The organism is Enterocloster sp. OA13 (assembly GCF_022440595.1).
GTDB classification, from domain to species: Bacteria; Bacillota; Clostridia; order Lachnospirales; family Lachnospiraceae; genus Enterocloster; species Enterocloster hominis.
The window spans coordinates 1,104,158-1,129,874 of sequence record NZ_JAKNTF010000001.1 but is presented as its reverse complement, the minus strand read 5'-3'; the positions used below and the strand labels follow the sequence as shown (position 1 = coordinate 1,129,874).

The following is a 25,717-nucleotide window of genomic DNA, read 5'->3' as shown; positions in this document are numbered from 1 at the left end:
CCCCCTTAGAATCTTGTTTCCCATCTTCCGCAGAAAACATTGTCATTACAGCGTCCTTTGAATTCACTCTTTCCCATCATCTTATCAAGGGCTGCCTCAAATGCCTCATGGTGGGGCATATATGCATTAATGTAGCAGCGCGCCATGGGTACGTCAATCAGGTTATTCGTATAACTTAAGGACACAACAAAGGTTGGAAGTTCCGACATGTACCATGGCTGTTTGGCCGGTTCATCCCATTTCACGCGCATGGTGTTGAACTGGGCAAAACCCTGCACATTCAGTACCAGAAGCACTGCGTCAAATCTGCTTTTAAATGCTTCCATCTTTCCCTTTTTCTGGTCTACCATTGCATCCACTTCAAACCCCTGTGCTTCCAGCTGGGTGACAATATCTTTTATGATTTCATCATCATTGCTCTTGAATTTTGTGCCTGCAATCACCGTGGCCTCGGAGCCGATGTAGACCAGCTTCAGTTTTTTATACCGGTCCGTTGTCATGGGAAGGTAATTACACCGGTCTTTGACCAGTGTCACAAAACGGTCCGCCATCCTGGCCGCTGCATCGTGGTGCTCCCTGCATCCCACGACAGCCAGGTTATCCTTTGGCGGAACCAGCATCCCCTCTGCTTTAAGCACATGGAGATTGAGGGCTGCCTTAATTCCAAGTATCCTGTGAAGGGCATCGTTTAACCGCTCCTCCGTGATGGTGCCGTTTTGATAGCCTTCCATCATATATCCGAAATCCTCGTCCCGGTCATTAAAGAACAGATACATGTCGCACCCGGCTGCAATTGCACCCGGAACCTGTTCCCTTCTTGGAATGGTTGCGCCAAACATACCAATCATATGGGATGCATCCGTGACCACAAGACCATTGAATCCAAGCTGCTCCTTTAACAGTCCGTTTATCAGTTCAGGGGCCAGGGTAGCGGGTCGTATGTCCTCGTCCTTAATACCAGGGCAGAGTTTCCTGGAATAGGCAGGAAGGGCAATATGGCCTGCCATGATAGTCATGCAGCCCTCGTCAATCAGTTCCTTATACACCCGTCCAAAGCTTTTATCCCACTCATCCACACTCATATCATTGATGCCCATAATCAGGTGCTGGTCATTTTCTTCCGTGCCGTCTCCTGGGAAATGCTTCATGCAGGTGGCAAAATTCTGTGTCTTCATGCCCTTAAAAAAGGATTTTGCATACCGGATGACATCCTCCGGCTTATCATTGAACGCCCTGAGCTGGACAATAGTATTCCTCCAGTTGTAAGTCAGGTCCACAATCGGTGCAAAGTTCCAGTTGCATCCCACGGCCGCGCTTTCCATTGCACTGATGGAAGCCATCTCGTATACAGCTTCCTCGCTGTCCATGGCCGCCATGGCCGCCCCGTTGGCAAGAGGCGTGCCCTCATTGACCCCGCCGTTTCCGCCCATCTCACAATTGGATGCAATGAGAAGGGGAATCCTGGATACATCCTGCAGGTTCTTTGACATTTCCCACAATTCCTCCTTAGGCGCATTGTGGTATCGGATGGCGCCTGGGTGATATGTATCAATTACCGCCTTAATATTTTCAGGCTTACGCTCCTTCGCATTAGCTACCATGTTTACGAAAAGCTGCCCGATTTTTTCTTCCAGGCTCATGGAACTTATGGTTTCCTCCACCCATTTTACCTGTTCCTCGTTAAGATAGTACGGTTTCTTTCTTAAATCTACCATTATCCTATTCTCCTTCTCTTTGTAAATGTGAAACTCCTGTGTCCGTGCGTCCGCTGTCATCTACGCCTTCAGATTCATTTCAAATCCATCCCTAAGCTGTTTCTCCCACTCCTGGGTAAACGTGCCATCAACCAGACGTTTCACTGATTTCATGATGGTCATCCAGCTCTCGTATTCACGGTTTACCAGGATGGGATAAAAGTGCACACTGTTCATCCCGGCTGCCTGACAGTCTCCCGGCGCATCTCCAACCATCATCACATGGTCATTTTCATATCCATATTCCAGAAGCTTTCCAATGCAGTAAGACTTGGAGCCTGCGTCCTGCGCCAGCAGGATATCTACATCTGCCAAAAGCCCATGCCTGCCCCACTCATCTGCCACCGCGTCCGGATTAGCGGATGACACAACTGCAATATCCGCATACTGATGCGCCAACATGATTCCTTCCTTTACGCCTGGAAACGGCTTCATATCCGCCTTGGGAAGCCGGCTGATTTCCCGGTTCACTGTCCCTGACCAGTCAAGTGCCTTCTTAAGGCAGATACTGGGGCAGGAACGCATTTGTCTCTCAAGGGAGCTGTTTGAAAGTTCGTCTGCCTCCCTGGTCCATGCTGCCAGTTCCTGGATTCCCGGAATCTGGCAGTATAGGCTGTCAACCCATTCCAGTACAAGGGCCAGGGCTTTAAACCGGTTGATTCCCCTTGTCATGGAATACAGGTTGACTTTATTCCATTGGTCCAGGATATCTTTTTTCCAGCTTTCCAATCCCCATTCCCTTACCATGCAGGGACCGAAGCATTTAAAATGTTTGATGTCCATGGTATCCATGGCGCATCCGTCTGAATCAACGCATATCAGATAGTCCTTCTGCTTTTTAAATCCTGCAAAAGGGTTGCTGTCCAAATGTCCCATATTGACTTCCTCCTTCGCATAAAGTAATTGTGCTGATTGGAATGTACCTTAAAATCCAAGAATAAAAAAGAGAGAATATTACTTTAAAATAGTATGATTTTTTGTTATACTGGAAAATAGTATAATATCATTCTAAATAATCGAAAAATAATCGTATTAATTTTTTGTTAAGAAAGGAAAATTCGATGAATACGGATATCCTCAACCTGTTCTCCCAGATTGTCCAGGCCCACCATGTGAACTGCCTTCAGGTGGAACCTGATTTCTCCAACCTGTATAAGGCAGATATGGAGTTAAGATATAAGCTTTATTCTGATTATGATTACAGCGGACTGGAATATCTGATTCAACAGGGCTGCCATGTAGGGGAAATCATAAAGCTCACCGATGATTTTTCCCTCATCCTCTATATCATACGGATTGGACGCGCATCTTTGTCCCCTGTGTCCCGGGATGTGGTCATACTGGCCGGTCCTGTGCTGGAAACACCTCCCACCATCACCCAGATACAACGGACCATGGCCCGCAAAAAGCTGCCTGACAACCTGCTTCGGGAACTTCAGGCATTTTACAATAATGTGCCGGTTCCTGCGGATTTAAAGGCATTTGAAGCAACCATTGTAACCATCGCGGACAACCTGTTCGGCGTGGACCATACGTTCCGTCCCATTCCAGGGGAGGGCGGGCTTTCGTTGGAATCTGCTCCGGACAGCCTGCATTTAAACGAAAGCCCCACCATTGCCATGAGTAGCATTGAGGAGCGATATGAGGTAGAGGAAAAGATGCTGGATGCCATTACCTGCGGAAACCAGGACAAGGCCAGCCGGTATTACACCCTGTTTAAAACCTACCGGATTACACCGCGCACGGATAATGCCCTGGTGAACAGAAAAAACCTGATGATCATCTTCAACACACTTTGCCGCAAATCCGTGCAGAAAGGGCACGTACATCCCGTTTATATTGATGACCTCTCCACCCGCTTTGCCGTCCGCATCAACCAGGCCCGTTCCATGAGCGAGCTGGATGCCATTGACAATGAAATGGTCCACAAGTACTGCCTTCTCGTAAGGAACCACTCCATGAAGAATTATTCCCAAATCATACAGCGCTGTATCACATATACGGATTTCCACTATGCCGAGCCGCTGACCCTTGCCTTTTTTGCGGACATGTGCCATGTGACCAAGTCATATCTGTCGGCGCTGTTCAAAAAGGAGACCGGGGGCAACCTGACTGATTACATCCACAGTGTCCGTATACGTCATTCCCTGCTCCTGCTCAACTCAACAACCCTGCCCGTTCATGTGGTGGCTGCCGGCTGCGGGTTTACGGATGTAAATTATTTCATTAAAATTTTCAAACGGATACATGGAGTGTCCCCGAAACAGTACCGGAGCCAGATGAACAAAGAATAATGAATGATGATTCATGAACCATGAATAAAGTCCCCGCTTTGCCGCATACTAACACCGAGGTGATAGAAATGGCATCCTATGTTTCCCCGAAAATACGGGACAAATTTGAAAGTCTTTCCATAGACCTGAAGAATGACATATTGAAGCGCAATGTGCACCTGGAAACCTTGCAGGATTTGATTCAGGTTCTGGAAAAGATTGTGAAAGAAGGCAGCTGACAGCTGCCTTTTTCGCAAACAGACGGAATATCCGAACCAGGAGGTGATAACAATGAACCAGGAAAAAGAAACAGCCCAGGCAACCAACAGGGACTGCTCCAACGACACGGACCATGTAAAGAAGCAAAGCTGCGGTTATGTGGAACCGCTGCCGGAATCTTCAAGGCCACGGCGGGATGGGCCTGGAGGGAATTAATCAATCATTAAAGGGCACAAAAGCCAGGGACGATTTCCGATACGGTGTCATCCCTGGCTTTATCTGGCCTTATATATGAATCTCATCCATTTTCATTCCATCATAAGCCAAGAAGCCCTGAGGGCACAGACATCATCAGATGACCGGCCATCAGGGCTTTCGGATATACTTATATACTTATATACTTATATACTTATATACTTATTAAATACTTCTTTATTATGTACTTCTTTATCATGTCCTGCTTCATTATGTACTATCTTACATGCCCTATATACGCCAGGGCCGCGTCCAGGCAGCCGTCCACGCCAATCAAACCGCTGTTCACGCAGATGTCATAGGCATCCATCTTTCCCCACTCGATTGGGGAATAATACTCATGATAGGCCTTGCGCCTCCTGTCCACGATTTCAATGCTGTTCACTGCCTCGTCCCTGGACAGGTCAGGATTAAGGGACATGATCCGCCTGATGCGGCTCTCCATATCAGCAAATACGAAGATATTCACTGCATCAGGAAGTATGGCATCCGCGCAGCGGCCCACAATCACACACGCGCCCTTTTCCGCCAATGATTTGATGACTGTCTCCTGGACCGCGTAAATGCGCTGTGTCATGGCAATCTGGTATTCCGGTTCAATCAGACGGGTGGAGTAGTTGTCCAGGTCCGGTTCCACCTCATCATTTGCTTCCAGTATGGATGGTTCTATGTTGCCCTCTTTGGCTATCATTGCAATCAATTCCTTGTCATAGAAGGGAATCCCAAGCTTCTTAGCCAGCTTTTCCCCCAGCTCCCTGCCCCCGCTTCCATACTGACGGCTGATTGTAATCGCTCTGTTCATAAACCACTCCTCCTTGTTATTGTTTTTGCTACATATTCTCCTCATCATAGCGGGCTCTTATACCGCCAATGAACTTAGGCCTGGTTCTTGCGCATACCACGTGGGCGCTGCCGATTTCCTTGGTCTGGATGCGCACAGGCACGGCTACATCCTTTAAATGCATGCCGATAAGGGTATCCCCGATGTCAATCCCCGCATGCGCCTTTATGTGTTCCACCGCCACAGGCCGTTCCAGGGTTGCATATGCTGCCGTCGCAAAGGAACCTCCTGCTTTGAGCTGGGGAACCACATTGACCGGCTCATAGCCATATTTCAGCGCAGCCTCCTCTTCCAGGATCAGTGCTCGGTTAAGATGCTCGCAGCACTGTGCCGCCAGATAAATCCCCAGGGGCCTGCACTCCTCATTCAGGGCTGTATATACAGCCATCCCGATATCACCGTTGGAGTGGGAACCAATCTTAAAGCTGTCTATCTCGCTGGAAGAGCAGCCCACGACCAGTATCTGACCAGGCTTTAAACGGGCCACCTCAAGCAGTTCCTTAAACACCTGTTTTACCTGGCATTCAATATCCTTCAGTTCAATTGTCTCCATCATATCCATCGCCTTCATCCTTCTTATTAATATTGATTGGTTATCAAAAGTTCCACGGCAAGCCTGTCCTGGAGCTTACCTGTCTTCACACCTTCCTCTGCATCCACACAGAGGTTCACATAGGATAGGATCTGCTCTTTTGAAAATGTCTTTGCCTGGAGCATGATTTTCCCCACCACAAAGGGCTGCAGTTTAAGTTTAGATGCAATGGTCCCCTTATCCATTCCTTTTCCCACCAGTTCCTTCACCTGTAATATCTGGTTAAACTGCCTGGCAATCAGGAAAAGAATCCGCATGGGCGGCTCCTTCAGCGTCAGCAGGTCTTCGTACAGGTCCATGGCCTTCCTTGTCTGCCTGGCTGAAATAGCGCTAATCATATCAAATATCTTGTTGGTCACCTGGGTGGTGCAGATTGTCTCCACGTCCTCATCCGTAACAATATCACGGCCCATGGTATAACTGATAAGCTTTTCCAGCTCCGAACTTATATTCTCCATGTCATCCCCGGTCTTGCTGAGGAAAAACTCCATGGTACGTCCTGTTATCTTCCTGCCATTTTTAGACAGGATGCCTGCAGCCCATCTGGCCAGCCGGCTGGAATCCTGATGTGACAGTTCCGCCGCGTACCCGTACTTTTTAACTGCCTTATATAGTCTGCTCCTTTTATCCACTTCTGATTCCACAAAAATAAGACATGTGGTTTCAGGAATGTGCTCCATGTACTGCGCCATCTCATCCGCACCGGCACCGCCCTTGAAGAACCCGCTGTCCTCCATCAGTATAAGCCGCTTTTCAGAAAAAAATGGCATGGTATCGGAAAGGCCGATGATTTCGTTCACATTCATGCCCTTTCCCTCATAATAATTATAATTCATGGTGTCGCCGTCCGTGATGGCATCCTTTAGGCGGTTCTTATAGCTCTTTTTCAGAAATGCCTCTTCGCCAAACAGGAGGTACACCGGTTTAAAGCTGTGGTCCTTTATGTCCTGGTTTAATGTCTGCATATAAGGGCTGTCCTTCCATATTCTGTATTAAGTATAGCACAAATCAGGCCATGATCACCACTCTTTTTTCAGTTCCATGTTCCAATCCATCTTAAATGGACCGTCCTCCAAAGAGTCCAGATAGTGATAAATGCTTACACGGTACTGAAACTCGGACTGTGGTTCTGTAGGGTCTGATCTGCTCCAGTACACGAATCCATACATATAGCTCTGCATGAAATCCTCCCAGGACGGGAACATGGACTGGAGCTTTTTCCCCAACTCCAGGGACTTGTCCATGGCCTCCTCATACGTATAGTACCCCGCCACATAACACTGGCCTAACAGCATCAGGGCGCGGCTGTAGTCCCATCCCGAGGCAGCATACGCCCCATATGTCCTGTATCCCATATATGCAGCCATCTGCCGGGCCGCTTCCCCATCGGAGATTTCCCCCTGGCCGCTGTCCCAGGATGCATTCAAATCTATATCCGTCTCATACTGCCCCAGATCATGCTCCTCATAATACTTCAATAGCGCCTGGTTATGCCCCTCGTTCTCCAGCCATGAAATCATTGACTGGGCAGACTGGCGGTCCCGGATACCCCAGTCCCGCTCCATGACGCTTTTAATGACCAATGCATAAAATGCTTCATCCGGCGTTCCTCCTCCCGGCGTATAAAGGTCAGCGCCATTGCGCACACTCCAGACAGCATAGGTGGCTGTGAACCAGCGTACCGTATCGGGATAGGTCCGGGATTCAGTGAACTGGGCGGTGCCTGTCTGGGACGCCGCGGCCTGGATTTTTCCTGCCTGGGATACCGCCGCCCGGAGCTTTCCTATCCGGGACGCCGCGGCATGGGGCTTTCCTGTTTGGGACGCCAGGATTTCTCCATGCATAGAAGGAATACTGCCGGAAAATACCGCACAGAGCAGTATCGCTGTTACGACTCTACTACATCTCATTATAGTTCCTCCGTTTAATCCCATGATTTGCAACATATCCCATATACTTGCTGTATATCATGGTTTGCTGTGTATCACGGTTTGCCGTGTATCACGGTTTACTGTGTATCACGATTTGCTATATATCACGGTCTGCTGTATACCATGGTTTGCTGTGTATCACGGTTTACTGTGTATCACGATTTGCTGTATATCACGGTCTGCTGTATACCATGGTTTGCTGCGTATCACGATTTTCTGTGTATCTATAGTTCGCGATATATCATGGTTTAAAGTGCATCAGCCCATATACCATTTTATCCTACTGCCCATCCGCCGGATTACGGCACACGCCCAGGAACAGCCATGTACCGGTTCTATTGTCCTGTATCCCATAGATGAACGGACGGTCCAGAATCATATCTGCCTCCAGTTTCTCTTCAGACATGAAGATACCTGCTTCTTCTAAGACTATCATGGTATAAGCGGCTCCTTCCACCCCTTTCTCGTCAATCCCCATATGCGTTTCCTGAATAACATTGGTTACAAACAAGGGCGATTCTGAGATTTTGCTGAACTCAGCTTTTGGAACAAACATTTTCTCCACGCCCATGTCCTGCAACAGCCCGGTCAGTTCAAATGTACTGCCAAAGGAGAATTTAGGTACTTTCCATGTCACCTTACCGCTCTTCCATTTTCTGTAATCCGTATCCATAGAGGTTTCCAGCTGCTCCGGCGTATTAAGGAACTCATCCACACTATGCCCCTGGTCCGGCAGCAGGAATACCATGCTGCAGTTATTGCCTGTGGCCAGGGCAGACACCGTGCAGCCATCCCCTTTCCTGAATCTCCCGGAATTATCCACACGGTTCATGAAGGAACAGGTCACTTGGCTGCCATCAGTCTTTGTAAAGTTATCATCAGCTGTTTCTGCCACAGAAAAGGCACCCTTCCAGCCTCCATAAAAATACAATGTATTCAAAATCGCCATCATTGTATCGGAAGACAATTGTAATTCAGGCTGCATCACTCCATCTGTCTCCTGGGAAATCCATTTTCCCATCTGTACCCCGGCTTCCCGGCTGGTGAAATCCACCTGATAGGAAGATGCAAAGAACTGGGCGGCAGCCATTTTCCGGTAATCCTTTTTCAGTTTCAGCTGATTGGAAATCCAGAGGGAATTGGCCAACTCTATGGAACTGTCATCTTCTTCCTTATATTCCTGGTTCCGGCTCTTTCGATGCTGCCCATCATAATAAAACCATTGATAAAGCTTCCTGCATTGCCCGGATAGCTGGCTTTGGTCCTGCACCCCAAGGCTGTCCATTATCTGGGCAGCAGTCTCACCGTCTGCACCGCATCCAGCCATGGCCAGCGCATAGTACAGACTGAGGGGACTGTAATTGACATTCCCATGGCCTGCCCTCAGGACCCGGCTTCCGCTCTGAAAGGCAAATTGCTCCAGTGCATCTTTAAAGGAATCTGATATCTGGTTTTCTTGCATCAATTCATTCCAGCTGTCGTAGTCATCAGCCTTGTAATTTACTGTTTTAGGTGCTGGAGCTTTTACACTGGCGCTGCCTGTTCCTGCACAGCCGCCCAGAAACACTGCCCCGCAGAAGACTGCAGTCAAACAAAAGAAAGCGGATGTGCAGATGGTAACAGACGTATGCACCCAGCCCCTTTTCCTTTCTCTTTTCCATCCTTTTCCCATAATCCTTCATCCTCCTGCAATCACAATCCGGTAACTCAATGTTTTATTATAAGTCTGATAAAACATTAAGGGATTCACATAGTATATTTGAACTGTCATATTATGGGTTTATTATACCATAAGCCAGGCCATTTAAGGAAATCATTTCTCTCCGGTCATAAGTCCGGTCTGCAAAGCACATGGTATGCCCCTGTACTTTGTCCGGTAAGTCTTCTAAATTATCTGGCAAGACTCCAAATCCCTTCGGCAACGCTCCTGATTCGGCTAATGTCACTTCAAATTTATTTGAAAATTCTCCTGGATTCATTTAAGAACACTCCTATTACTACAGCAAACCTCGAATAATTGACTTAAATTGTACCCCCATTTTTCTGTATAATAAAAAAGGCATTTCATAACCTTTATCAGAGGCCTGCCGATCCTTTGGACCACAAATCCATTGAGCCGGTCACTCTGTACTTTCTTGTTGAGAAATCCATCCGGCCCATACATCAGTCCTTCACCCGTGCGCCACTGGATGAAAAAGCAGTCCTTGACATCTACCGGCGGCTCCAGTCTTCCTGTGAAGTCCTATGGAAGGGCCGTTTTGTGCTGGATAAGTTCCATACGATGAAATATGTGAATGCCTCGGTATCGCATCCACCGGACAGCGCGGAAGAAGTAAAAGGTGGAATCTGGGAATGCCTGAGGGTCACCACAAAAATGTTGCAGAAGGTCTATGGTGAGATTCTGAAGGTAACAGAGGAAGACAGGAAGTATGCGGAGGTAGAGGGGGCACTTGGCGATTTCCTGAACCAATGGGACGGAATCTGAATCCGGGCGGAAGAGGCAGGGACCAACTGGAAATGCTGTATACAAGGCCAGGTAAGCCATGTACCGAGCAAGAGGCTGAGCCGCCGCCCGATGGACTGGAGAGGGCATGGGTGCGACTGGGTGCCAGGGTTTGAACAGCATAGCCTGAAATGGATGCGCGTACGGATTAACCGGGAGCTGGTTGCCTAAAATACGTTTTATTATCTGACTACAACCATACAGGGAAGCATACGCACAAGTCAAGGAAGGCAAGCGGCAGGGAACCTTTGGTTTGTGTGTCTGCTGAACGTAAAATCAGGAAACTGAAAAGAGGCGGTAAAAAACAGACAGGATATGACAACCTGGAAGGAACAGATTTTAATCATGCCATAGGGATGAGTCCTATCCTCTTGTTTCCGAAAGTAAACTGACGCTATCACACGTAAAAATCATGATTGACAGATAAACCAAACTTGTTTTATAATAAAGGTACAAAAAAGGCAGTTCACTCCAGTGAGTGGCTTCCAAAGAATTTTAACTCAAAAAATAGTCACATTTGCTTTGGTAGGTGAAGTGAACCCCCTTTTGTTAGACAGAAAAATCGTCTAATAAAAGGGGTTTTTCTATGTCAGGAAGAAGAATGTACAGTGATGAATTAAAGCTTAAGTTGGTAAAGGAATACTTTGAGGGTGGTCTGGGTATTAAAGCGTTGGCCCAAAAATATTGCATGGACAGATCCTCCTTGAGAAAGTGGATTCATCTATATAATGAAAATGGGGAGGCCGGGCTTTGCACAAGGCCTGGAACATACAGTGGAGATTTTAAGGTTTCTGTTGTAGAATATATGCATAGCACAGGAGCCTCCCAACAGCAGACTGCCGCTCATTTTAATATTCCATCCCCAAGAACGGTACTTATGTGGGAACGGAAATACGATGAAGAAGGAAAAGAGGCTCTATATAAAGAAAATCGAGGAAGGGCTTCTAAGATGGGAACAAAACGACCTGGAAAAACTAAAAACGATATAAATACGAACGAAGATTTATTGGCAGAAGTGCAACGCCTTCGAATGGAGAATGAATACTTAAAAAAATTGAACGCCTTAGTTCAAGAGCGGGAAAAATCAAGGACGCTATGGTTATCGCCGGATTACTATGGAGCTCCACAACCGTGGTTACAGGATTAATCACAAAACGGTACAGCGTCTGATGGGACTGCTAGAGCCTGTTTGAAAATTCATTCCCGCCATCTGCACGCCCCACTTCGCGGCATATTTGGTCCCAATTCGGTCAACGTAGCCCGCTACGCCTCCCTCATCGGGACCAAATCTCCCACAAAGTGGGACGCACAGCTGACGGAAAGCAATTTTCAAACACGCTCTAGGCTTGAAATGCATGGTAAGAATCAAAAAATACCGGTCTTACAAAGGGCAGGTAGGTAAAATAGCACCAAATCTCATTCAACGGAATTTTAAGGCAGATGCGCCAAATAAAAAATGGACAACAGATATAACCGAGTTCTCTTTGTTTGGAAAGAAACTGTATCTTTCGCCAATCCTCGATATGTATAATGGGGAGATCATCAGTTATAACATCAGTGAACATCCAGTACTGAATCAGGTCCTAGATATGCTCGATCAGGCATTTTTAAAGATTCCGGAGGATACAAACCTTATCTTTCATAGTGATCAGGGATGGCAATATCAGCACAAACAATACCAAAAGCGGTTACAGGAAAAAGGTATCCGTCAAAGCATGTCCAGGAAAGGAAACTGCCTAGACAATTCTGTCATGGAGAATTTTTTTGGATTGCTGAAATCGGAATTGCTGTATTTGAGGGAATTTAGCTCCGTAGAAGAATTTCGAGTTGAACTGGAAAAATATATAGATTACTATAATAACAAACGGATTAAGAACAAACTAAAAGGACTGAGCCCTGTCCAATACAGGATTCAATCCTCATTAGTTGCGTAACCATCAATTTTTGTCTAACTTTTTGGGGTCAGATCAGAACTGCCTGTACCCATTATACGAAATGATAAACTGGCTGTAAAGGTCGCAAACAGAAAATTGCTCTTGTCCATCACGCAAATTTATAGTAGACTTTAGCTATCAAAATTCAACGGAGATAACGTGTATGAGCAAGCAATTTCAGAATACCATTAATATCCTTTTCGTCTGCCACGGCAACATCTTGAAAAATCCCGGAAAAGCCAGTAAAATCAATGGCTTCACGACAGAGAAAGGCGCTTACCACACCACTACTACGCCATTTGAATTTAGGTCAGAGCCTTGATGTGACAAGTAAAAATTTAAAAAGAGTACTTTTTGTATTAGTGTGGAATTTTGACAGATATTTTGTTGTGATATGAATTGGGTAGACGGTTTCTACCCAATTGTGGCAGGAAGTATGTTATATGGAAAGTGTTCTGTTATAATAAAATAAAGTAACAGGAGAAATGTAATGGATGATAAAAAAGAGATTGTGCTATTTGAAACGAAAGATAAAAGAATTTTTTTACCAGTATCAATAGAAAACGATACAGTATGGCTTAGCGCTAATCAAATGTCACTTTTATTTGAACGTGATGAAAAAACAATAAGAAAACATATAAATAATGTCTTCACAGATGAAGAGTTGGACAAAGAGAACAACACGCAAAAATTGCGTGTTGATGGAGTAAAACAACCAGTTCCGTTTTATACTTTAGATGTCATTATCTCTGTTGGTTATCGTGTAAAGTCTAAACGCGGTGTTGAATTCCGGCGTTGGGCAAATTCTATTTTAAAAGAGTACATAATCAAAGGTTATGCTGTGAATCATAATCGTATGAATCAGTTAAATGAGGTAATACGTGTTATGAAAAGAGCAGAAAATAGTCTTGATACAAAACAAGTGTTGACAGTTGTTGAAAAATATAGTCAGGCACTGGAACTTTTAGATGCGTATGATCATCAGAATATGAGCCGCCCAACAGGAAACAAGGCAATCTATGTCTTGACTTATGAAGAATGCAGAGATGTAATTAGCAGTATGAAATTTGGCGACAGCAGTTCTCTTTTTGGAAATGAAAAAGATGATTCTTTTAAGGGGAGCATTGGAGCAATTTATCAAAGCTTTTCCGGTGAAGATGTGTATCCAACGCTTGAAGAAAAAGCTGCAAATCTTCTATACTTTGTAACGAAAAATCACAGCTTTTCCGACGGTAATAAAAGAATAGCAGCCACAATATTTCTTTACTTTTTGGACAAAAATAATGTGCTATTCAAAAATGGAGAAAAATTGATAGATGACCACACTCTTGTGGCTCTTACAATTATGATTGCAGAATCCAACCCAGAGGAGAAAGAAATGATGGTAAGCGTGATTATGAATTGTATACAAGGGTAAGACTGAACCACGATCAGCATTGAGAAGTGATTTGAATATCACTTTTACTACACCATTCCCCTGTGAATTTGCGTAGATTTACAAAGATTAGAGTAGGTTTGGAGCAAAACACGAAAAATGAAAAAAGCGCCGGACAGCCCGTAATATCAAGGTTTGAAGGCTTATGAAGGGATATAATCAAGATGATAAAAATACTATTTATCTGCCATGGCAACATATGCAGAAGCCCCATGGCCCTCTACTATTTCCAGGACCTGGTCCACAAAAAAGGACTGGAGGACATGTTTTTCCTCGATTCAGCCGCCACCTCCACAGAGGAGATTGGAAACAGCGCCCACCAGGGCACCCGGGAAAAACTGCGCCAGGCAGGCATCAGCTGTCAGGGCCATCAGGCCAAACAGATGAAACCCAGGGACTATGGGACATTTGATTATCTGATTGGAATGGATGACTGGAACATCCGCAACATGACACGCATCACCGGAGGCGACCCGGATAACAAAATCCATAAGTTACTGGAATTTGCCGGCAGCAGCAGGGATGTGGCGGACCCCTGGTATACAGGTGATTTTGAAACCACCTGGAATGACATCACCACTGGATGCAATGCCCTTCTGGAAAAAATACTGCGCAGCCCGAATCAGTGGAAATAAACGGTCAGACACGCATCAGGAGGATACGGAGTGAAATCCCAAACGCCACCTCTGCCGATACTTCTTTGCATAAACAGCCGGCTGTCTATCTCCTGCCATCCATAAAGTATCCACACCTGAGCGTTTTCCCATCCGTCCGCAATATGACTGCGCCGCCGTATCCTGTCTCCATCACAGGGATACGGCATTTTTTCATCCGTTCCATCACTTCAGGGGACGGATGACCATAAGAATTGCCCTTCCCATATGAGACAAGCGCCAGGTCCGGATTCAAATAGTCCAGGAATTCCTCGCCAGAGGACGTATTGGAACCATGATGGGCCATTTTCAGCACCTGTACATGGCTTAGATGTTCCTGCTGAAGGCTTCCCTCCTTTTCTGCCAGTTTCAGCATTCCCTTTTCCTGCTCCGTCCCCATATCCCCGGTAAAAAGCATATGGAAGCCTTTATAATCCGCACACAGTACCAGTGAATGGGCGTTGCGGTCATCTGACGGCGGCGGTTCTCCCCCTGCATACAGACAGGTCAGATAAAGGCCGCCTGCCTGTATGCAATCCGATGGTGCCAAGTAGAAAACTTTTCCGCCCGCAGCCTCCGCTGCCTGCTCCAATTCATCATATATCTCCTGACCCCGGCCAGGCATGGGAAGTATCAGGTTCCTGACCCTGATGTCCTCTGAGTGTTCCATAAGATACAGCAGACCGCTTATATGGTCACTATCCCCATGGCTCACCACAGCAAAATCAACCGTATCCACACCCATACTTTTAAGACATGGTTCCAGTGTTTTCTCCCCCAGGCTTTTGTCACTGCTGCTTCCGCCGTCTACCAGTATGGTAAATGCTTCCGTACGCATCACGATTCCGTCTCCCTGCCCCACATCCAGCATTATTACCTCTAACCCCTTTCCCGGTACAGGAAGCAGGATTAAAAAGAAAAGGCCATACAGACATGCAGTTACCGCTATAGGGAACCTGGATATATGGTACCTGCACTTTCCACCACCAACCTTGTCCCTATTGCTATTGTTTACGCCATCTTTTATTCTATCGTCTGTGCCATCCCTTACGTTACCTACTATTCCATCCCTTCTCCCCTCATTTTTGCCATCCATTATACCATCATCCATCCCATCCCCATGTTCCTCGCCCCCCAACCGCCGGATCCCATACAGCGCCCCGGCCATCCCGGCTCCATACAGGACTATCTGAATCCAGGACGGCCTCCCCATCACAAGACAGTATCCCGGCAGGCGTTCCGCCTGCCTGCACAGCCACTCATAAAAACACAGCACATAGTGCCCTGCCCCGACTGCGATGATTCCTCCCTTCAGCCAGAAACTTCCCAGAAAGATTCCCAGAATCCCCGAATACATGAGTATGGCTATAAGCGGTATCACCAGAAGATTCATGAAAATGCCGTACAAGGGATGCTGGTAATAATGGTAAAGCACCACAGGCGTTATGACAATCTGGACGCACAGGCTCATCAGGATTGTGTTCCTCCATCCTTTTTCCATATGAAAACCAGACCTGAGCCAGCCGCCCAGACCCCCGATGGCAGATACCGCGCCAAAAGACAGCTGGAAACCGCTGGCAAACAGCAGATACGGGGATTTCCACAAAAGGATGATTGCTGCAAGCCCCAGGGCGGACAAAGTATCGTAACTTCTTCCCCCATACGCTGCCAGCCACAGACACATGGTCATGATTACAGCCCGGATGGCAGAGCCGGAACTTCCTGTCATGATTCCATAGCTTATGACGAACATCGCCCCCATCATCCCGGCACGGCCAAAGCCCAGCCCCAGACGGCGCATGATAAGATAGATTCCTCCCCCTATAATGGCCAGGTGCTGGCCGCTGACCGCCAAAAGATGGGAAATCCCATGACGCTGGTACATGGAGCGCACCTCCGGTTCCATGCCGGATGTGTCCCCGAGAAGTACTGCCTTGAACACCGCGCTGTCCTGTGCCGGGCAGATTCTGTCAAGTATCCCGGCGCATCCTGATCTGAACTTCATAAGAAAGGTCTGGTAAGGAATGTACTCTTCTCCTGTGACCTTTAATTGCTCCCCAAACATCCTGCATGCAGCGCCTTTGGAACGGTAATACCTGCGAAAATCAAATTCCCCTGGGTTCCTGGGCCTCTCTATTGCCTCCAGCTTGCCTCTTATCTCAACCGCCATCCCGGGAAACAGACGCGGCAGCCCGCCATCCCCTTCATCTTTCACATAAACAATCACCCGGTCATATTCCCTGCCAACCTTCCCCACCCGGGCCTTGACCGCCTCCAGTACAAGGGATAAACTGCCTTCCCCAGGTTCTGCCTTCCCTATCGTTCCCTGAACAACGGCCCTGGCGCCTGCAAATTCCCCGGCTGATACTTCTTCACGGTCCAGCCTGTCCCTTTCCCATGCACCTCTGGCATACCCGGCACACCCTCCGGCTGCCAGCACAAAAAAGAGCAGAAGCGCTGTTTTTCCAGCACTGCTGCCCTGTCTTTTTCCGCCGGATGGTGGGAACAACATCCGGTATGACCACACCCCAAAAAGCCCTGCGGCGGCATACAGCCACCACAAAAGCCCCTGGGACACCGCTTTTTGACCTTGCAGGGCAAGCACCTCTCCAAGTACAAAACCAGCTGCCAATACAATAAGCGGTCTTTTCATATTAAGTTTTTCCTTTCAATTCAGTTTCAAACGCACCACGCGGCGGGAATGGATCCGCAGCATTCCCTACTGCGCGCCTTCGATATACTCCTGGCTTCTCTCAAAGGCGGTATTGAGGGAAATCACATCCCTGAACATCACATTCTGCGAACCGTTCACCAGAATCTGTACCTTGGTCACCGATGTCATCTCTGAAAGGGAATCCACAATGGAATAGATAGGCACATATTCACTGACCGGAAGCGTGGTTGCAAGGAATGCCGAGTCAAAGTTGATATAGCACACATTGTCCGTCACGGACAGGCTCAGTATCTTGCAGTCCGCCGGAAGGGTGGGGTAATGGCCCTCCTGTCCGGGCCCTGCAATGAGCTGTTCCACAATGAGCTGTTCCAGGGAGGTGTTGATATTATGGACCACCTCACGTTTTTCCTCCACCAGGCTGGCGCCGGCTTCATCCGCAAAATAAAGGGTCAGCTCCGTCTTCTCGTATGCATTTACATTGCTGGTATTCATGATGAAATCACCAGATGTCAGTACCCCCACCGGATTGCCCTGGCGGTCCATCAGCGGCTGGTCCCCGCAGTATATGCTGATATAGTCAACCCCCTGGATCTGGGTCATCATCCTGGTCAGGGCTGCCCGGCAGAGTATTTCCCGCTCAGGCTTCATGGCCGTGTAGTTCACATCAAAATACAGGTACAGGACCTGCTCTTCCTGACGGCTTCCCTGAAATGTCACCTTATCCGTGATACCTGGCTGACAGTCCAGATCCTTGGGAACATGGATGAACTGGTCCATCAGTTCCGCCACAAGGGCCTCCTGATTGGTTGAAACAGCCTCATATGACCTGGGTACCAGCTTTGTAATCGCTGAATTCAGGTAATAAACCAGGTAGGTGCCTTCCTCCGGCGCAGCCGTAGGTGTCTCATCCCTGCTGCAGCCCATGAACGCCCATGAAGACATGATTAAAAATACCCAAAACAGAAGCATTTTCCTTAATCCCGTCCTGATCATGACTTCACCTCCTGTCTCGGCACATAGGTCAGGGGAACCCTCATGCTGAAGGTAGTGCCCTCTCCAGGCGTGCTTTCCACATCGATAATGCCATGATGCATCTGGATTACATTCTTGGCAATGGCAAGGCCCAGTCCGGTGCCTCCCACCTCCCTGGAACGCGCTTTATCCACACGGAAAAAGCGTTCGAATATATGCTCCAGGGCGTCCTCCGGTATACCGATTCCCGTATCCGCCACCTTCACATAAAAATACTTGTGGTCCGCGTCCAGCGTGACCCTTACCATACCGGAATCCCGGTTATATTTGATGGCATTTTCCACAAGGTTCGTGATGGCAAGGGATATCTTCACCTTATCCACATCCGCCGTCACCTCGCGTATGCTTTCCAGCACAAGTTCCACGTTCCCCCGCTTTGCAATGGGACGCAGGCGTTTTAATATAAGCTCCAGTTCCGCGTTGATGTTCACCTGCCCGATATTCATCTGGCTTTCTGCCGACTTATCCATCTTCACCAGCATCAGGAGATCCTCAATGATCTGGTTCTCCCGGTCTATCTCGTCGGATATGTCAGTCATGAATTCGCGGTATAATTCCACCGGAGCCTCCTCCATCCCCATCAGGGAATCCGCAAGCACGCGGATGGAGGTAATGGGCGTCTTCAGCTCATGGGACACATTGGATACAAACTCCTGTCTGGACTGGTCCACTGCCTTCAGCTTGCTCAGGGATTTCTGCACGGAAAGGGATAACTGCCTTGTCTCCCTGTAGGTATCCTCAGAGATATCCGCGTCCAGGTCTCCCTGGGCCACCCGGTCAAAGGACATCTGCAGTTTCTTAAAGGGCCGCATGATGATATGGACCGCAGCCGCTGCCAGCACGGCCAGCACCAGGCACATGCATACCAGGAACAGGTTGGATTTGCCCATGGCCTTATCTGTCAGGGACAGGATATTCTCCGTGGAGGCGGTGACCACAATCACTCCGTTAATGCTCTTTTCATTGGCCGGGTCAGATATGGGTATGGTCTGGGCCAGATACTGCATGTCCCTGTTATAATGGCTGCTGTTCTCCCCTTTAAAGCACTTGATGACTTCCTCTGATATATAATACTTGCCGGTTGCCAGGTTAAAGGTATCCGTGACCACACGGAAGTTGGTGTTCACAATGACAATCCTTCCATTATATACATCTGCAATGGCCTGCATCTGGCTGTCCAATCCCGTGGCGTTCTTCTTCTCCGCAGTCATGTAGCCGGACCTGGTCATCTTATTACTCAGGATGACGCACTGGTTCTGTATCTCTATGGTCCTGGCGTCCAGCTGTCCCTGGTTAAAAGACCCCAGCATGACAGCGGCCTGAAGGAACAGGGGCAGGATGGCCACTGCAATCACAAGTCCGGCCAGCGGCACCTTTATGCTCATGCCATAGGTGCGAAGTCTATCCATGAATTTTTCCTTGGGCAATTACTCCAGCTCCTTTAACTTTTTGGTACAGGCAACCGCAAGGGCTCCCGGCCCGATATGACAGCCAATGCTCAGTGAAAGAGGGGCCGCAAACACCGGCGCCAGGGGATACAGTTCCTTTACCGTTTCCGCCAGTTCCTCCGCCGCTTCCTCATTGCAGGTATGGGCAATCTGAAGATAGGTATGCCCTGCATCCTTGTCGCCCAAACGCTCCTCCAGGTCATGGGCCAGGGCCGTCAGCATGGTCTGCCTCGCCTGCTTCATGGTCCTTGCCTTTGAAAATGCATCCAGCTTCTCCCCTTCTATGGTCAGCACCGGCTTAATTTTCAACAAGGTGCCAAGGGCAGCAGCCGCAGGCGTGATCCTGCCTCCCTTCTTCAGGTACTTAAGGGTATCCACCGTAATATAGATGATGCTGTCAAACCTGGTTGCTTCCAATATATCCTTTATCTCTTCTGCACAGTATCCTTTTGCCGCCAGGTCCTTGGCATCCAGGGCAGACTGGCGCTGGGTTACGGAAATGCGCTGGTTATTCACCACCTGCACCCTTCCGTCGTAATCCTCTGCCAGCATAAGGGCGGTCTGGCAGGAGCCGCTGAGCCCGCTGGACATGGGAATATAGACAACCTGGTCATATTCCTCCAAAAGGGAGTCCCAGCATTCCAGCACATCCTTGGGGGATGGCTGTGAGGTGGTGATGTCAGCCCCTTCCTCCATCTTTTTGTAAAACTCCTCATGACTTAAGTCAATTCCCTCATAATAAACAGTCCCGTCAATCATAAAAGGCATGGGGAGGACGGATACCCCCAGTTCCTTTGCCTCATCCTGCGTAATCCCGCTGTTGCTGTCAGCAACAATAGCTATCTTCATATAATGAATTCTCCTTAAAATCTCCTCTATGCAATTCCCTGGTTCAAACGGTTGGCTGTTGTATACAGCTGATAGTACATCCCCTTTTTGGAGAGAAGTTCCTCATGGTTCCCCTCCTCCACAATCCTGCTGCCGGACAGCACAAGAATCCTGTCCGCCCCCTGTATGGTGGTAAGACGGTGTGCTATGGTAATGGTCGTACGGCCCTTGGCCAGCTTCTCCAGGGACTGGGACACCAGGTATTCACTTTCATTGTCAAGGGCCGAGGTTGCCTCGTCCAGGATCAGGATGGCCGGGTTCTTAAGGAATACCCTGGCAATACTGATGCGCTGCTTCTGTCCTCCTGACAGCTTAACACCGCGCTCACCCACATAGGTGTCATACCCGTCCTGAAGCTCTGATATGAATTCATGGGCGCCAGCCAGCTTGGCTGCCTCCACCACTTCCTGCCTGGTTGCCCCCGGCCGTCCATAGCTGATATTCTCAAAAACAGACCCTGAAAACAGATACACATCCTGCTGGACCACACCGATGTTGGAGCGCAGGCTTTTCAGGGTTACGCCCCGGATATCATGTCCGTCAATGGAAATGCTCCCCGTTGTGGTATCATAAAACCTGGGCAGAAGGTTGCAGAGCGTTGTCTTGCCGCCTCCCGAAGGCCCCACAAGCGCAATGCGCTCCCCGGGCTTCACAAGCAGGTTGATGTCTTCCAAAACCGGCACATGGTCGTCCGGATACTCAAAGCTTACATGGTCAAAGGTAATGGCGCCTTTGATTCCTTCCAGGTTCCCGGCATCCTTCCTGTCCCTGATATCCGGCACAACGTCCATGATTTCCTGGAAACGTTCAATCCCCGTCATTCCTCTCTGGAACTGCTCGGCAAATTCAATAATCCTGCGGATGGTGGTCAGCAGGGTGGTCACATACATGGTATAAGCCACGAGATCCCCCGGCTCCACCTTACCCTGTATCATGAAAATGCCCCCGGCCACAATGACAACCACATACATCAGCCCGTCAAAGGACCTGGTTGTAATCTGGAACGCAGCCATGTAACGGTAGGTGTATTTCTTAATATTCATGAAGGCTTCATTGCCTTTTCCAAACTTCTCAATCTCCACCGGCTCGTTGGCAAATGCCCTGACCACCCGGTTGCCAAGAAGGGTATCCTCAATCTGGGCATTAAGCTCGCCAATCTGGTTGCGCTGCCTGCGGAATGCCTCTTTCACCTTCATGTTGAACCATGTGCAGGACACGATCATAACCGGTATCAGTACAAATATCAGCAAGGTAAGTTCCAGGTTAATGCCTGAAAGTATGATGAATGAAACCACTGTCTTCAGGGCCGCGATAAAAAACTCCTCAGGACAGTGGTGGGCGAATTCCGTGACATCAAAAAGATCGCTGGTTATACGGGACATGATCTGCCCCACCTTCGTGTTGCTGTAATAACTGTCCGAAAGCATCTGAAGATGTTCAAATGCATCCTGACGCATGTCCGTCTCAATATACACGCCCATCACATGGCCGGTGTAAGCCATATAGTAAGCCGCCAGGGAATCAATGATACGCAGGACCAGGTAAAGCATTCCTATCCTGACCACAATCCCTGTGGTCAGGGCCGCCAGGTCCTGCATCCCCTGATTGGTGATATAGCGCAGCATCAGAGGCAACACCAGCTCCCCCAGTGTGGTCAGGGCCGCGCACACCAGGTCGAAAACCAATATTTTTTTATACCTTCCATAATAGGGAAGGAAACTCCTAAGCAGTTTCCCTGTCCTCATGCCTTTTTTTCCACTCACAATCACATTACTCCTGTTAAATCATTTTCAGCAAATCACTATCATCCATTCTATCCTATTTCCCATAAAAATGGAAGGGCTATTTTGCCTTCAGCTCTTCATATATCCTGCGTATGTTCTCTATAAGTTCCGGGTGGATGAAATCCTTCTGGTAGACCATGTCAATCTGCCGGACCATGGTAGAATTCTCAATGGGGATGATGGACAGGCGGCCGCTTGCCAGTTCCTCACGGCACGCGCTTTTTGCGATGATTGTTATCCCCAGGTCCATGCTGACCAGTTCCTTAATCATGGACACATTATCCAGTTCCATCATAACATTAAATTCAGAGAGGCTCAGGTTCCTGGCCCCAAGATGCTTTTCAAACAGCTGCCTGGTACCCGCACTCTGGCTTCTTAAAATCAGCTTCTCATGGCGGATTTCACGGATGGAGACAGTCTTGGCCCTGGCCAGCCTGTGGATAGGGGATACGGCCAGGCACAGATAATCCGTATCCAGGGTGGTGGTCACCAGGGCCGCGTCCGGCACAGCGCCTTCCACCACGGCAAAGTCAAGCTCATATGCCTTGAGCCGGGTATAAATTTTTTGAATGGTATTCACACCGATATTTATATGGATGCCCGGGTTCTCGTTGCAGAGCGTAGCCAGTACCTGGGGGATGATGGTCTCCCCTGCCGTGGGGGTAATCCCCACGTTCAGGTGTCTGGTCTCCGATTTGCTGTCCTCGATGGCCTGGCATGCATTGGCATACACAGCTGCTGCCCTGCGTGCATACTGTACCAGAATCTTGCCCTGAGGTGTCAGTTTCAGCTTGTTTTTATCCCTATAAAAGATTTTTATGTCGAATTCATTCTCCAGCATCCGTATCTGATGGCTTACCGCGGGCTGGGTCAGATTCAGCTTTTCTGCTGCTTTTGTATAGCTTCCTGTCTCGATGACGGACAGCAGGGTTTTCACCTTTGCATCGAACACGATACCATCTCCTTCACAATATAAATAAATTTTATATACCAGTTAATTAATATCATTTGATTTTATCACCAAATGCTACTATAATCAAGCAAAACAAAAAAGGAACAGGGTAATTCCTTATGCCCTGTCCGCAGAAAGGAGTGTTCCATATGGCACTGTTTTTATCAAATCTGGGAGCAGCAGGAATCATACTCAGTATCGCAATCATGCTGGCATCCGGCTTTCTGCTTACACGCATCACAAAGAGGCTTCACCTGCCCAACGTTACGGGTTATATTATTGCAGGAGTCATCATCGGGCCATGGTGCCTGAATCTGGTTCCTTCTGAATATATCGGCCAGATGGATTTTGTCACGGACCTGGCCCTGGCCTTCATCGCCTTTGGGGTGGGCAAATACTTCAAGCTTTCATCCCTGAAAGCCAACGGAAAGAACATGGTCATACTGACCCTGTTTGAATCCCTGACAGCAGGCGTGTTCATCACCACTGCCATGCTGCTTTTAGGCCTGTCCCTGTCCTTCAGCCTGCTCCTTGGGGCCATTGGCTGCGCCACCGCTCCGGCCTCCACCATCATGACCATCCGCCAGTACAAGGCAAAGGGTCCGTTCATCGACACCATCCTACAGGTGGTTGCCCTGGACGACGCAGTGGCCCTGGTGGCTTTCAGCGTCTGCGCTGCCTTTGTGCAGGCCAACTCCGGAACCGGTTCTGTCACGGTATCACAGATTGCATTGCCCGTGCTGTTCAATGTGGCCGCCCTGGCCATTGGCGCTGTATCCGGCATCATGCTCAGCAGGCTCATACACAAACGGCGCAGTAAGGACCACAGCCTTGTCCTGGCCTGTGTCACCATCATGGGCGTGGCCGGCATATGCACTTCCATGAACGTATCCCCCCTCCTGGCCTGCATGGCCTCCGGCACGGCATATGTCAATGCCAGCGGCAACAAACATCTGTTTAAGCAGCTGAACCAGTTTACGCCTCCGCTGCTGGTGATGTTCTTCGTGCTTTCCGGCATGCGGCTGGCCATCCCCAGCCTGGCTGCTGCCGGCGTCATCGGGGTCATCTATTTCCTGGTGCGGATTGCAGGCAAATACGCAGGCTCCAGCATGGGCGCCGCCATCATCCACGCATCACCGGAAATCCGCCGTTACTTCGGCCTGGCCCTGATTCCCCAGGCAGGCGTTTCCATCGGCCTGGCTGTCCTGGGCCAGCGCATGCTGCCAACTGAAAGCGGCCTCATGCTGTCCACCATCATCCTGTCCAGCGGCCTGCTCTATGAAATGGTAGGCCCGGCCTGTTCCAAGGCGGCGATTAAGCTGTCAGGAAGTATACCGGAGAAGGCGGCGGGGAAAGCGGTGGAAAAAACAGCGAAAAAACTGGCGGCGGATACAGGGAAGGGCGCCGTTGAAAACAGCAATGGACAGACAGATGAAATGGTATCAGCCCAGGCCCGGCATGCGGTTGTTTAACATCATCAAAAAAGGCGTCCCAAACCTACCCCTGCGATACGGCCTTTGTACCTCACAGGCAGGCTTAGAGCGCCTTATTCTTATTACTTTTATGTATCCTGCCTATCTCATCACACCCTGATGACCTTACGCGAACGTAATCACTGTCCCGGTCTTACCTTCCAGGGCCTCCAATGCTTTATCCAGGCTGGTGATGATGGCTTTTTTCTGCGGGTTCTGGCGCACAAACTTCATACACGCCTCTACCTTGGGAAGCATGCTGCCCGGGGCGAACTGCCCTTCCTCCACATACCGGGCCGCCTCCTTCAGGCTCATGTTGTTAAGGTTCCTCTGATCCGGCCGGCCCCAGTTAACAGCAACCTTTTCCACCTCGGTCAGAATCATCATGATATCCGCATCCACCTGCTCTGCCAGTAGTTCCGCCGCAAAATCCTTGTCAATCACGGCAGCCACTCCTTCTAATGTCCCGTCAGGATTCTCCACTACCGGGATGCCGCCTCCTCCGCAGGAAACCACGATTGTCGATTTCCAAAGGTTCTTGATTGCATCTATCTCCATAATCTTGCGGGGAGCGGGGGAGGCAACCACCCTGCGCCATCCCCTTCCCGCATCCTCCTTCATGACGTATCCCTTTTCCTGTATCAGCTTCTTTGCTTCTGCCTCTGTGTAAAAAGGGCCGATGGGTTTTGTAGGATTTTCAAATGCCTTATCGTCTTTGTCAACCACAATCTGCGTGGCAACGGTCACAACCGGGCAATGCTTATTCCTGACACTGAGCGCATACTTTAATGCCTGTTGAATATGGTATCCAATATACCCCTGGCTCATAGCGCCGCACACATCAAAGGGCATGACAGGCGTCACATCCTTAGCAGCCTCGAAGGCCAAAAGGATTCTTCCCACCTGTGGTCCATTGCCATGGACAATGCTCATCTCATAGCCCTGCGCACTGATTTCAGCCAGTCTCCCGCATGTATGCCTTACCACCTCCAGCTGGCCCTCTGAAGTCGGCTTACTGTTCTTGGACTGAAGGGCGTTCCCGCCCAGGGCGATTACTATTTTTGACATGGTCTCACC

The 25,717-nt window shown here is 48.8% G+C and carries 23 protein-coding genes and 4 pseudogenes; 11 read left to right on the top strand and 16 right to left on the bottom strand.

What is annotated here, in order from left to right:
- Positions 1 to 5 precede the first annotated feature (5 nt).
- Together MCJ35_RS04895 and MCJ35_RS04890 are read right to left on the bottom strand one after the other, a co-directional pair.
- Positions 6 to 1,715 (bottom strand): glycoside hydrolase family 3 protein, encoded by a 1,710-nt coding sequence (locus tag MCJ35_RS04895; protein WP_025482675.1) that lies wholly within the window; start codon positions 1,713 to 1,715, stop codon positions 6 to 8.
- 60 nt (positions 1,716 to 1,775) lie between these two features.
- A complete protein-coding gene (locus MCJ35_RS04890; protein WP_034576107.1) occupies positions 1,776 to 2,630 on the bottom strand; it encodes an HAD family hydrolase in 855 nt (284 codons plus the stop codon).
- A 185-nt stretch (positions 2,631 to 2,815) separates the two neighbouring features.
- Here MCJ35_RS04890 and MCJ35_RS04885 point away from each other — a divergent pair, with 185 nt between their 5' ends.
- The 3 genes from MCJ35_RS04885 (at position 2,816) to MCJ35_RS04875 (ending at position 4,462) form a co-directional block, all read left to right on the top strand.
- On the top strand, positions 2,816 to 4,048 hold the full coding sequence (locus tag MCJ35_RS04885; protein WP_025482677.1) for a helix-turn-helix domain-containing protein: 1,233 nt from the start codon (positions 2,816 to 2,818) through the stop codon (positions 4,046 to 4,048).
- Positions 4,049 to 4,116: 68 nt separating this feature from the next.
- On the top strand, positions 4,117 to 4,266 hold the full coding sequence (locus MCJ35_RS04880) for a hypothetical protein (protein WP_034576109.1): 150 nt from the start codon (positions 4,117 to 4,119) through the stop codon (positions 4,264 to 4,266).
- A gap of 52 nt (positions 4,267 to 4,318) precedes the next feature.
- A complete protein-coding gene (locus MCJ35_RS04875; RefSeq protein ID WP_240299376.1) occupies positions 4,319 to 4,462 on the top strand; it encodes a hypothetical protein in 144 nt (47 codons plus the stop codon).
- A 256-nt stretch (positions 4,463 to 4,718) separates the two neighbouring features.
- Here MCJ35_RS04875 and MCJ35_RS04870 read toward each other — a convergent pair whose 3' ends face one another.
- From MCJ35_RS04870 to MCJ35_RS04845, 6 genes are all read right to left on the bottom strand, one after another.
- Positions 4,719 to 5,303 (bottom strand): cytidylate kinase-like family protein, encoded by a 585-nt coding sequence (locus tag MCJ35_RS04870; RefSeq protein WP_025482682.1) that lies wholly within the window; start codon positions 5,301 to 5,303, stop codon positions 4,719 to 4,721.
- 28 nt (positions 5,304 to 5,331) lie between these two features.
- Positions 5,332 to 5,904, bottom strand: coding sequence for a TIGR01440 family protein (locus tag MCJ35_RS04865; RefSeq protein ID WP_025482683.1), 573 nt, complete (start codon positions 5,902 to 5,904; stop codon positions 5,332 to 5,334).
- 17 nt (positions 5,905 to 5,921) lie between these two features.
- Positions 5,922 to 6,899 (bottom strand): DNA polymerase III subunit delta, encoded by a 978-nt coding sequence (gene holA, locus MCJ35_RS04860; RefSeq protein ID WP_025482685.1) that lies wholly within the window; start codon positions 6,897 to 6,899, stop codon positions 5,922 to 5,924.
- Between the two features lie 54 nt (positions 6,900 to 6,953).
- A complete protein-coding gene (locus MCJ35_RS04855) occupies positions 6,954 to 7,844 on the bottom strand; it encodes a DUF1266 domain-containing protein (protein ID WP_162158509.1) in 891 nt (296 codons plus the stop codon).
- A gap of 301 nt (positions 7,845 to 8,145) precedes the next feature.
- Positions 8,146 to 9,537 carry a serpin family protein gene (locus MCJ35_RS04850; RefSeq protein WP_051400554.1) on the bottom strand — a complete coding sequence of 464 codons (1,392 nt, stop codon included), beginning with the start codon at positions 9,535 to 9,537 and terminating at the stop codon, positions 8,146 to 8,148.
- Between the two features lie 100 nt (positions 9,538 to 9,637).
- Positions 9,638 to 9,844, bottom strand: a complete 207-nt coding sequence (locus MCJ35_RS04845; protein WP_008722699.1) for a hypothetical protein — start codon at positions 9,842 to 9,844, stop codon at positions 9,638 to 9,640.
- A gap of 116 nt (positions 9,845 to 9,960) precedes the next feature.
- Here MCJ35_RS04845 and MCJ35_RS04840 point away from each other — a divergent pair, with 116 nt between their 5' ends.
- The 3 genes and pseudogenes from MCJ35_RS04840 to MCJ35_RS32510 form a co-directional block, all read left to right on the top strand.
- Positions 9,961 to 10,350, top strand: coding sequence for a UPF0236 family transposase-like protein (locus MCJ35_RS04840; RefSeq protein WP_025482692.1), 390 nt, complete (start codon positions 9,961 to 9,963; stop codon positions 10,348 to 10,350).
- 604 nt (positions 10,351 to 10,954) lie between these two features.
- Positions 10,955 to 11,296: pseudogene (locus MCJ35_RS04835) on the top strand (transposase); the annotation flags it as partial.
- Positions 11,297 to 11,447: 151 nt separating this feature from the next.
- A pseudogene (locus MCJ35_RS32510) lies at positions 11,448 to 11,543 on the top strand (IS3 family transposase); the annotation flags it as partial.
- Here the strand turns inward: MCJ35_RS32510 and MCJ35_RS31910 are convergent.
- Positions 11,516 to 11,641: pseudogene (locus tag MCJ35_RS31910) on the bottom strand (DUF6783 domain-containing protein); the annotation flags it as partial. The pseudogenes MCJ35_RS32510 and MCJ35_RS31910 sit on opposite strands and share 28 nt — an antisense overlap.
- Here MCJ35_RS31910 and MCJ35_RS31905 point away from each other — a divergent pair.
- The 4 genes and pseudogenes from MCJ35_RS31905 to MCJ35_RS04815 all read left to right on the top strand — a co-directional run bounded on the left by MCJ35_RS31905 (position 11,600) and on the right by MCJ35_RS04815 (position 14,372).
- Complete coding sequence (locus MCJ35_RS31905) at positions 11,600 to 11,770, top strand: DUF6783 domain-containing protein (protein WP_353656108.1); 171 nt, start codon at positions 11,600 to 11,602, stop codon at positions 11,768 to 11,770. The pseudogene MCJ35_RS31910 and the gene MCJ35_RS31905 overlap by 42 nt on opposite strands.
- Positions 11,709 to 12,302 (top strand): annotated as a pseudogene (locus MCJ35_RS04825) (IS3 family transposase); the annotation flags it as partial. The gene MCJ35_RS31905 and the pseudogene MCJ35_RS04825, both read left to right, overlap by 62 nt.
- Positions 12,303 to 12,792: 490 nt before the next feature.
- Positions 12,793 to 13,719, top strand: coding sequence for a type II toxin-antitoxin system death-on-curing family toxin (locus MCJ35_RS04820; protein WP_025482698.1), 927 nt, complete (start codon positions 12,793 to 12,795; stop codon positions 13,717 to 13,719).
- A gap of 182 nt (positions 13,720 to 13,901) precedes the next feature.
- Positions 13,902 to 14,372, top strand: coding sequence for a low molecular weight protein-tyrosine-phosphatase (locus MCJ35_RS04815; RefSeq protein WP_025482700.1), 471 nt, complete (start codon positions 13,902 to 13,904; stop codon positions 14,370 to 14,372).
- An 85-nt stretch (positions 14,373 to 14,457) separates the two neighbouring features.
- Here the strand turns inward: MCJ35_RS04815 and MCJ35_RS04810 are convergent, their stop codons facing one another.
- The 6 genes from MCJ35_RS04810 to MCJ35_RS04785 all read right to left on the bottom strand — a co-directional run bounded on the left by MCJ35_RS04810 (position 14,458) and on the right by MCJ35_RS04785 (position 23,168).
- The gene (locus tag MCJ35_RS04810; protein ID WP_025482701.1) at positions 14,458 to 17,043 is read right to left on the bottom strand and encodes a ComEC/Rec2 family competence protein; all 2,586 of its coding nucleotides are present in this window, start codon (positions 17,041 to 17,043) and stop codon (positions 14,458 to 14,460) included.
- Positions 17,044 to 17,109: 66 nt separating this feature from the next.
- Entirely contained in the window at positions 17,110 to 18,006 is an 897-nt protein-coding gene (locus MCJ35_RS04805) for a GerMN domain-containing protein (RefSeq protein ID WP_240299783.1), read from the bottom strand.
- A gap of 47 nt (positions 18,007 to 18,053) precedes the next feature.
- On the bottom strand, positions 18,054 to 19,505 hold the full coding sequence (locus MCJ35_RS04800) for a sensor histidine kinase (protein WP_034576131.1): 1,452 nt from the start codon (positions 19,503 to 19,505) through the stop codon (positions 18,054 to 18,056).
- An 18-nt stretch (positions 19,506 to 19,523) separates the two neighbouring features.
- Positions 19,524 to 20,393 carry a DegV family protein gene (locus MCJ35_RS04795; protein WP_025482704.1) on the bottom strand — a complete coding sequence of 290 codons (870 nt, stop codon included), beginning with the start codon at positions 20,391 to 20,393 and terminating at the stop codon, positions 19,524 to 19,526.
- Between the two features lie 26 nt (positions 20,394 to 20,419).
- Entirely contained in the window at positions 20,420 to 22,195 is a 1,776-nt protein-coding gene (locus MCJ35_RS04790) for an ABC transporter ATP-binding protein (protein ID WP_025482706.1), read from the bottom strand.
- Between the two features lie 79 nt (positions 22,196 to 22,274).
- The gene (locus MCJ35_RS04785; protein ID WP_008722678.1) at positions 22,275 to 23,168 is read right to left on the bottom strand and encodes a LysR family transcriptional regulator; all 894 of its coding nucleotides are present in this window, start codon (positions 23,166 to 23,168) and stop codon (positions 22,275 to 22,277) included.
- A 149-nt stretch (positions 23,169 to 23,317) separates the two neighbouring features.
- On the opposite strand from MCJ35_RS04785, the gene MCJ35_RS04780 reads away from it, so the two are divergent.
- Positions 23,318 to 24,640: a cation:proton antiporter gene (locus MCJ35_RS04780; RefSeq protein ID WP_025482708.1), complete on the top strand. Its 1,323-nt coding sequence runs from the start codon at positions 23,318 to 23,320 to the stop codon at positions 24,638 to 24,640.
- Between the two features lie 126 nt (positions 24,641 to 24,766).
- Here MCJ35_RS04780 and arcC read toward each other — a convergent pair whose 3' ends face one another.
- The gene (arcC, locus tag MCJ35_RS04775) at positions 24,767 to 25,708 is read right to left on the bottom strand and encodes a carbamate kinase (protein ID WP_025482710.1); all 942 of its coding nucleotides are present in this window, start codon (positions 25,706 to 25,708) and stop codon (positions 24,767 to 24,769) included.
- Positions 25,709 to 25,717 lie beyond the last annotated feature (9 nt).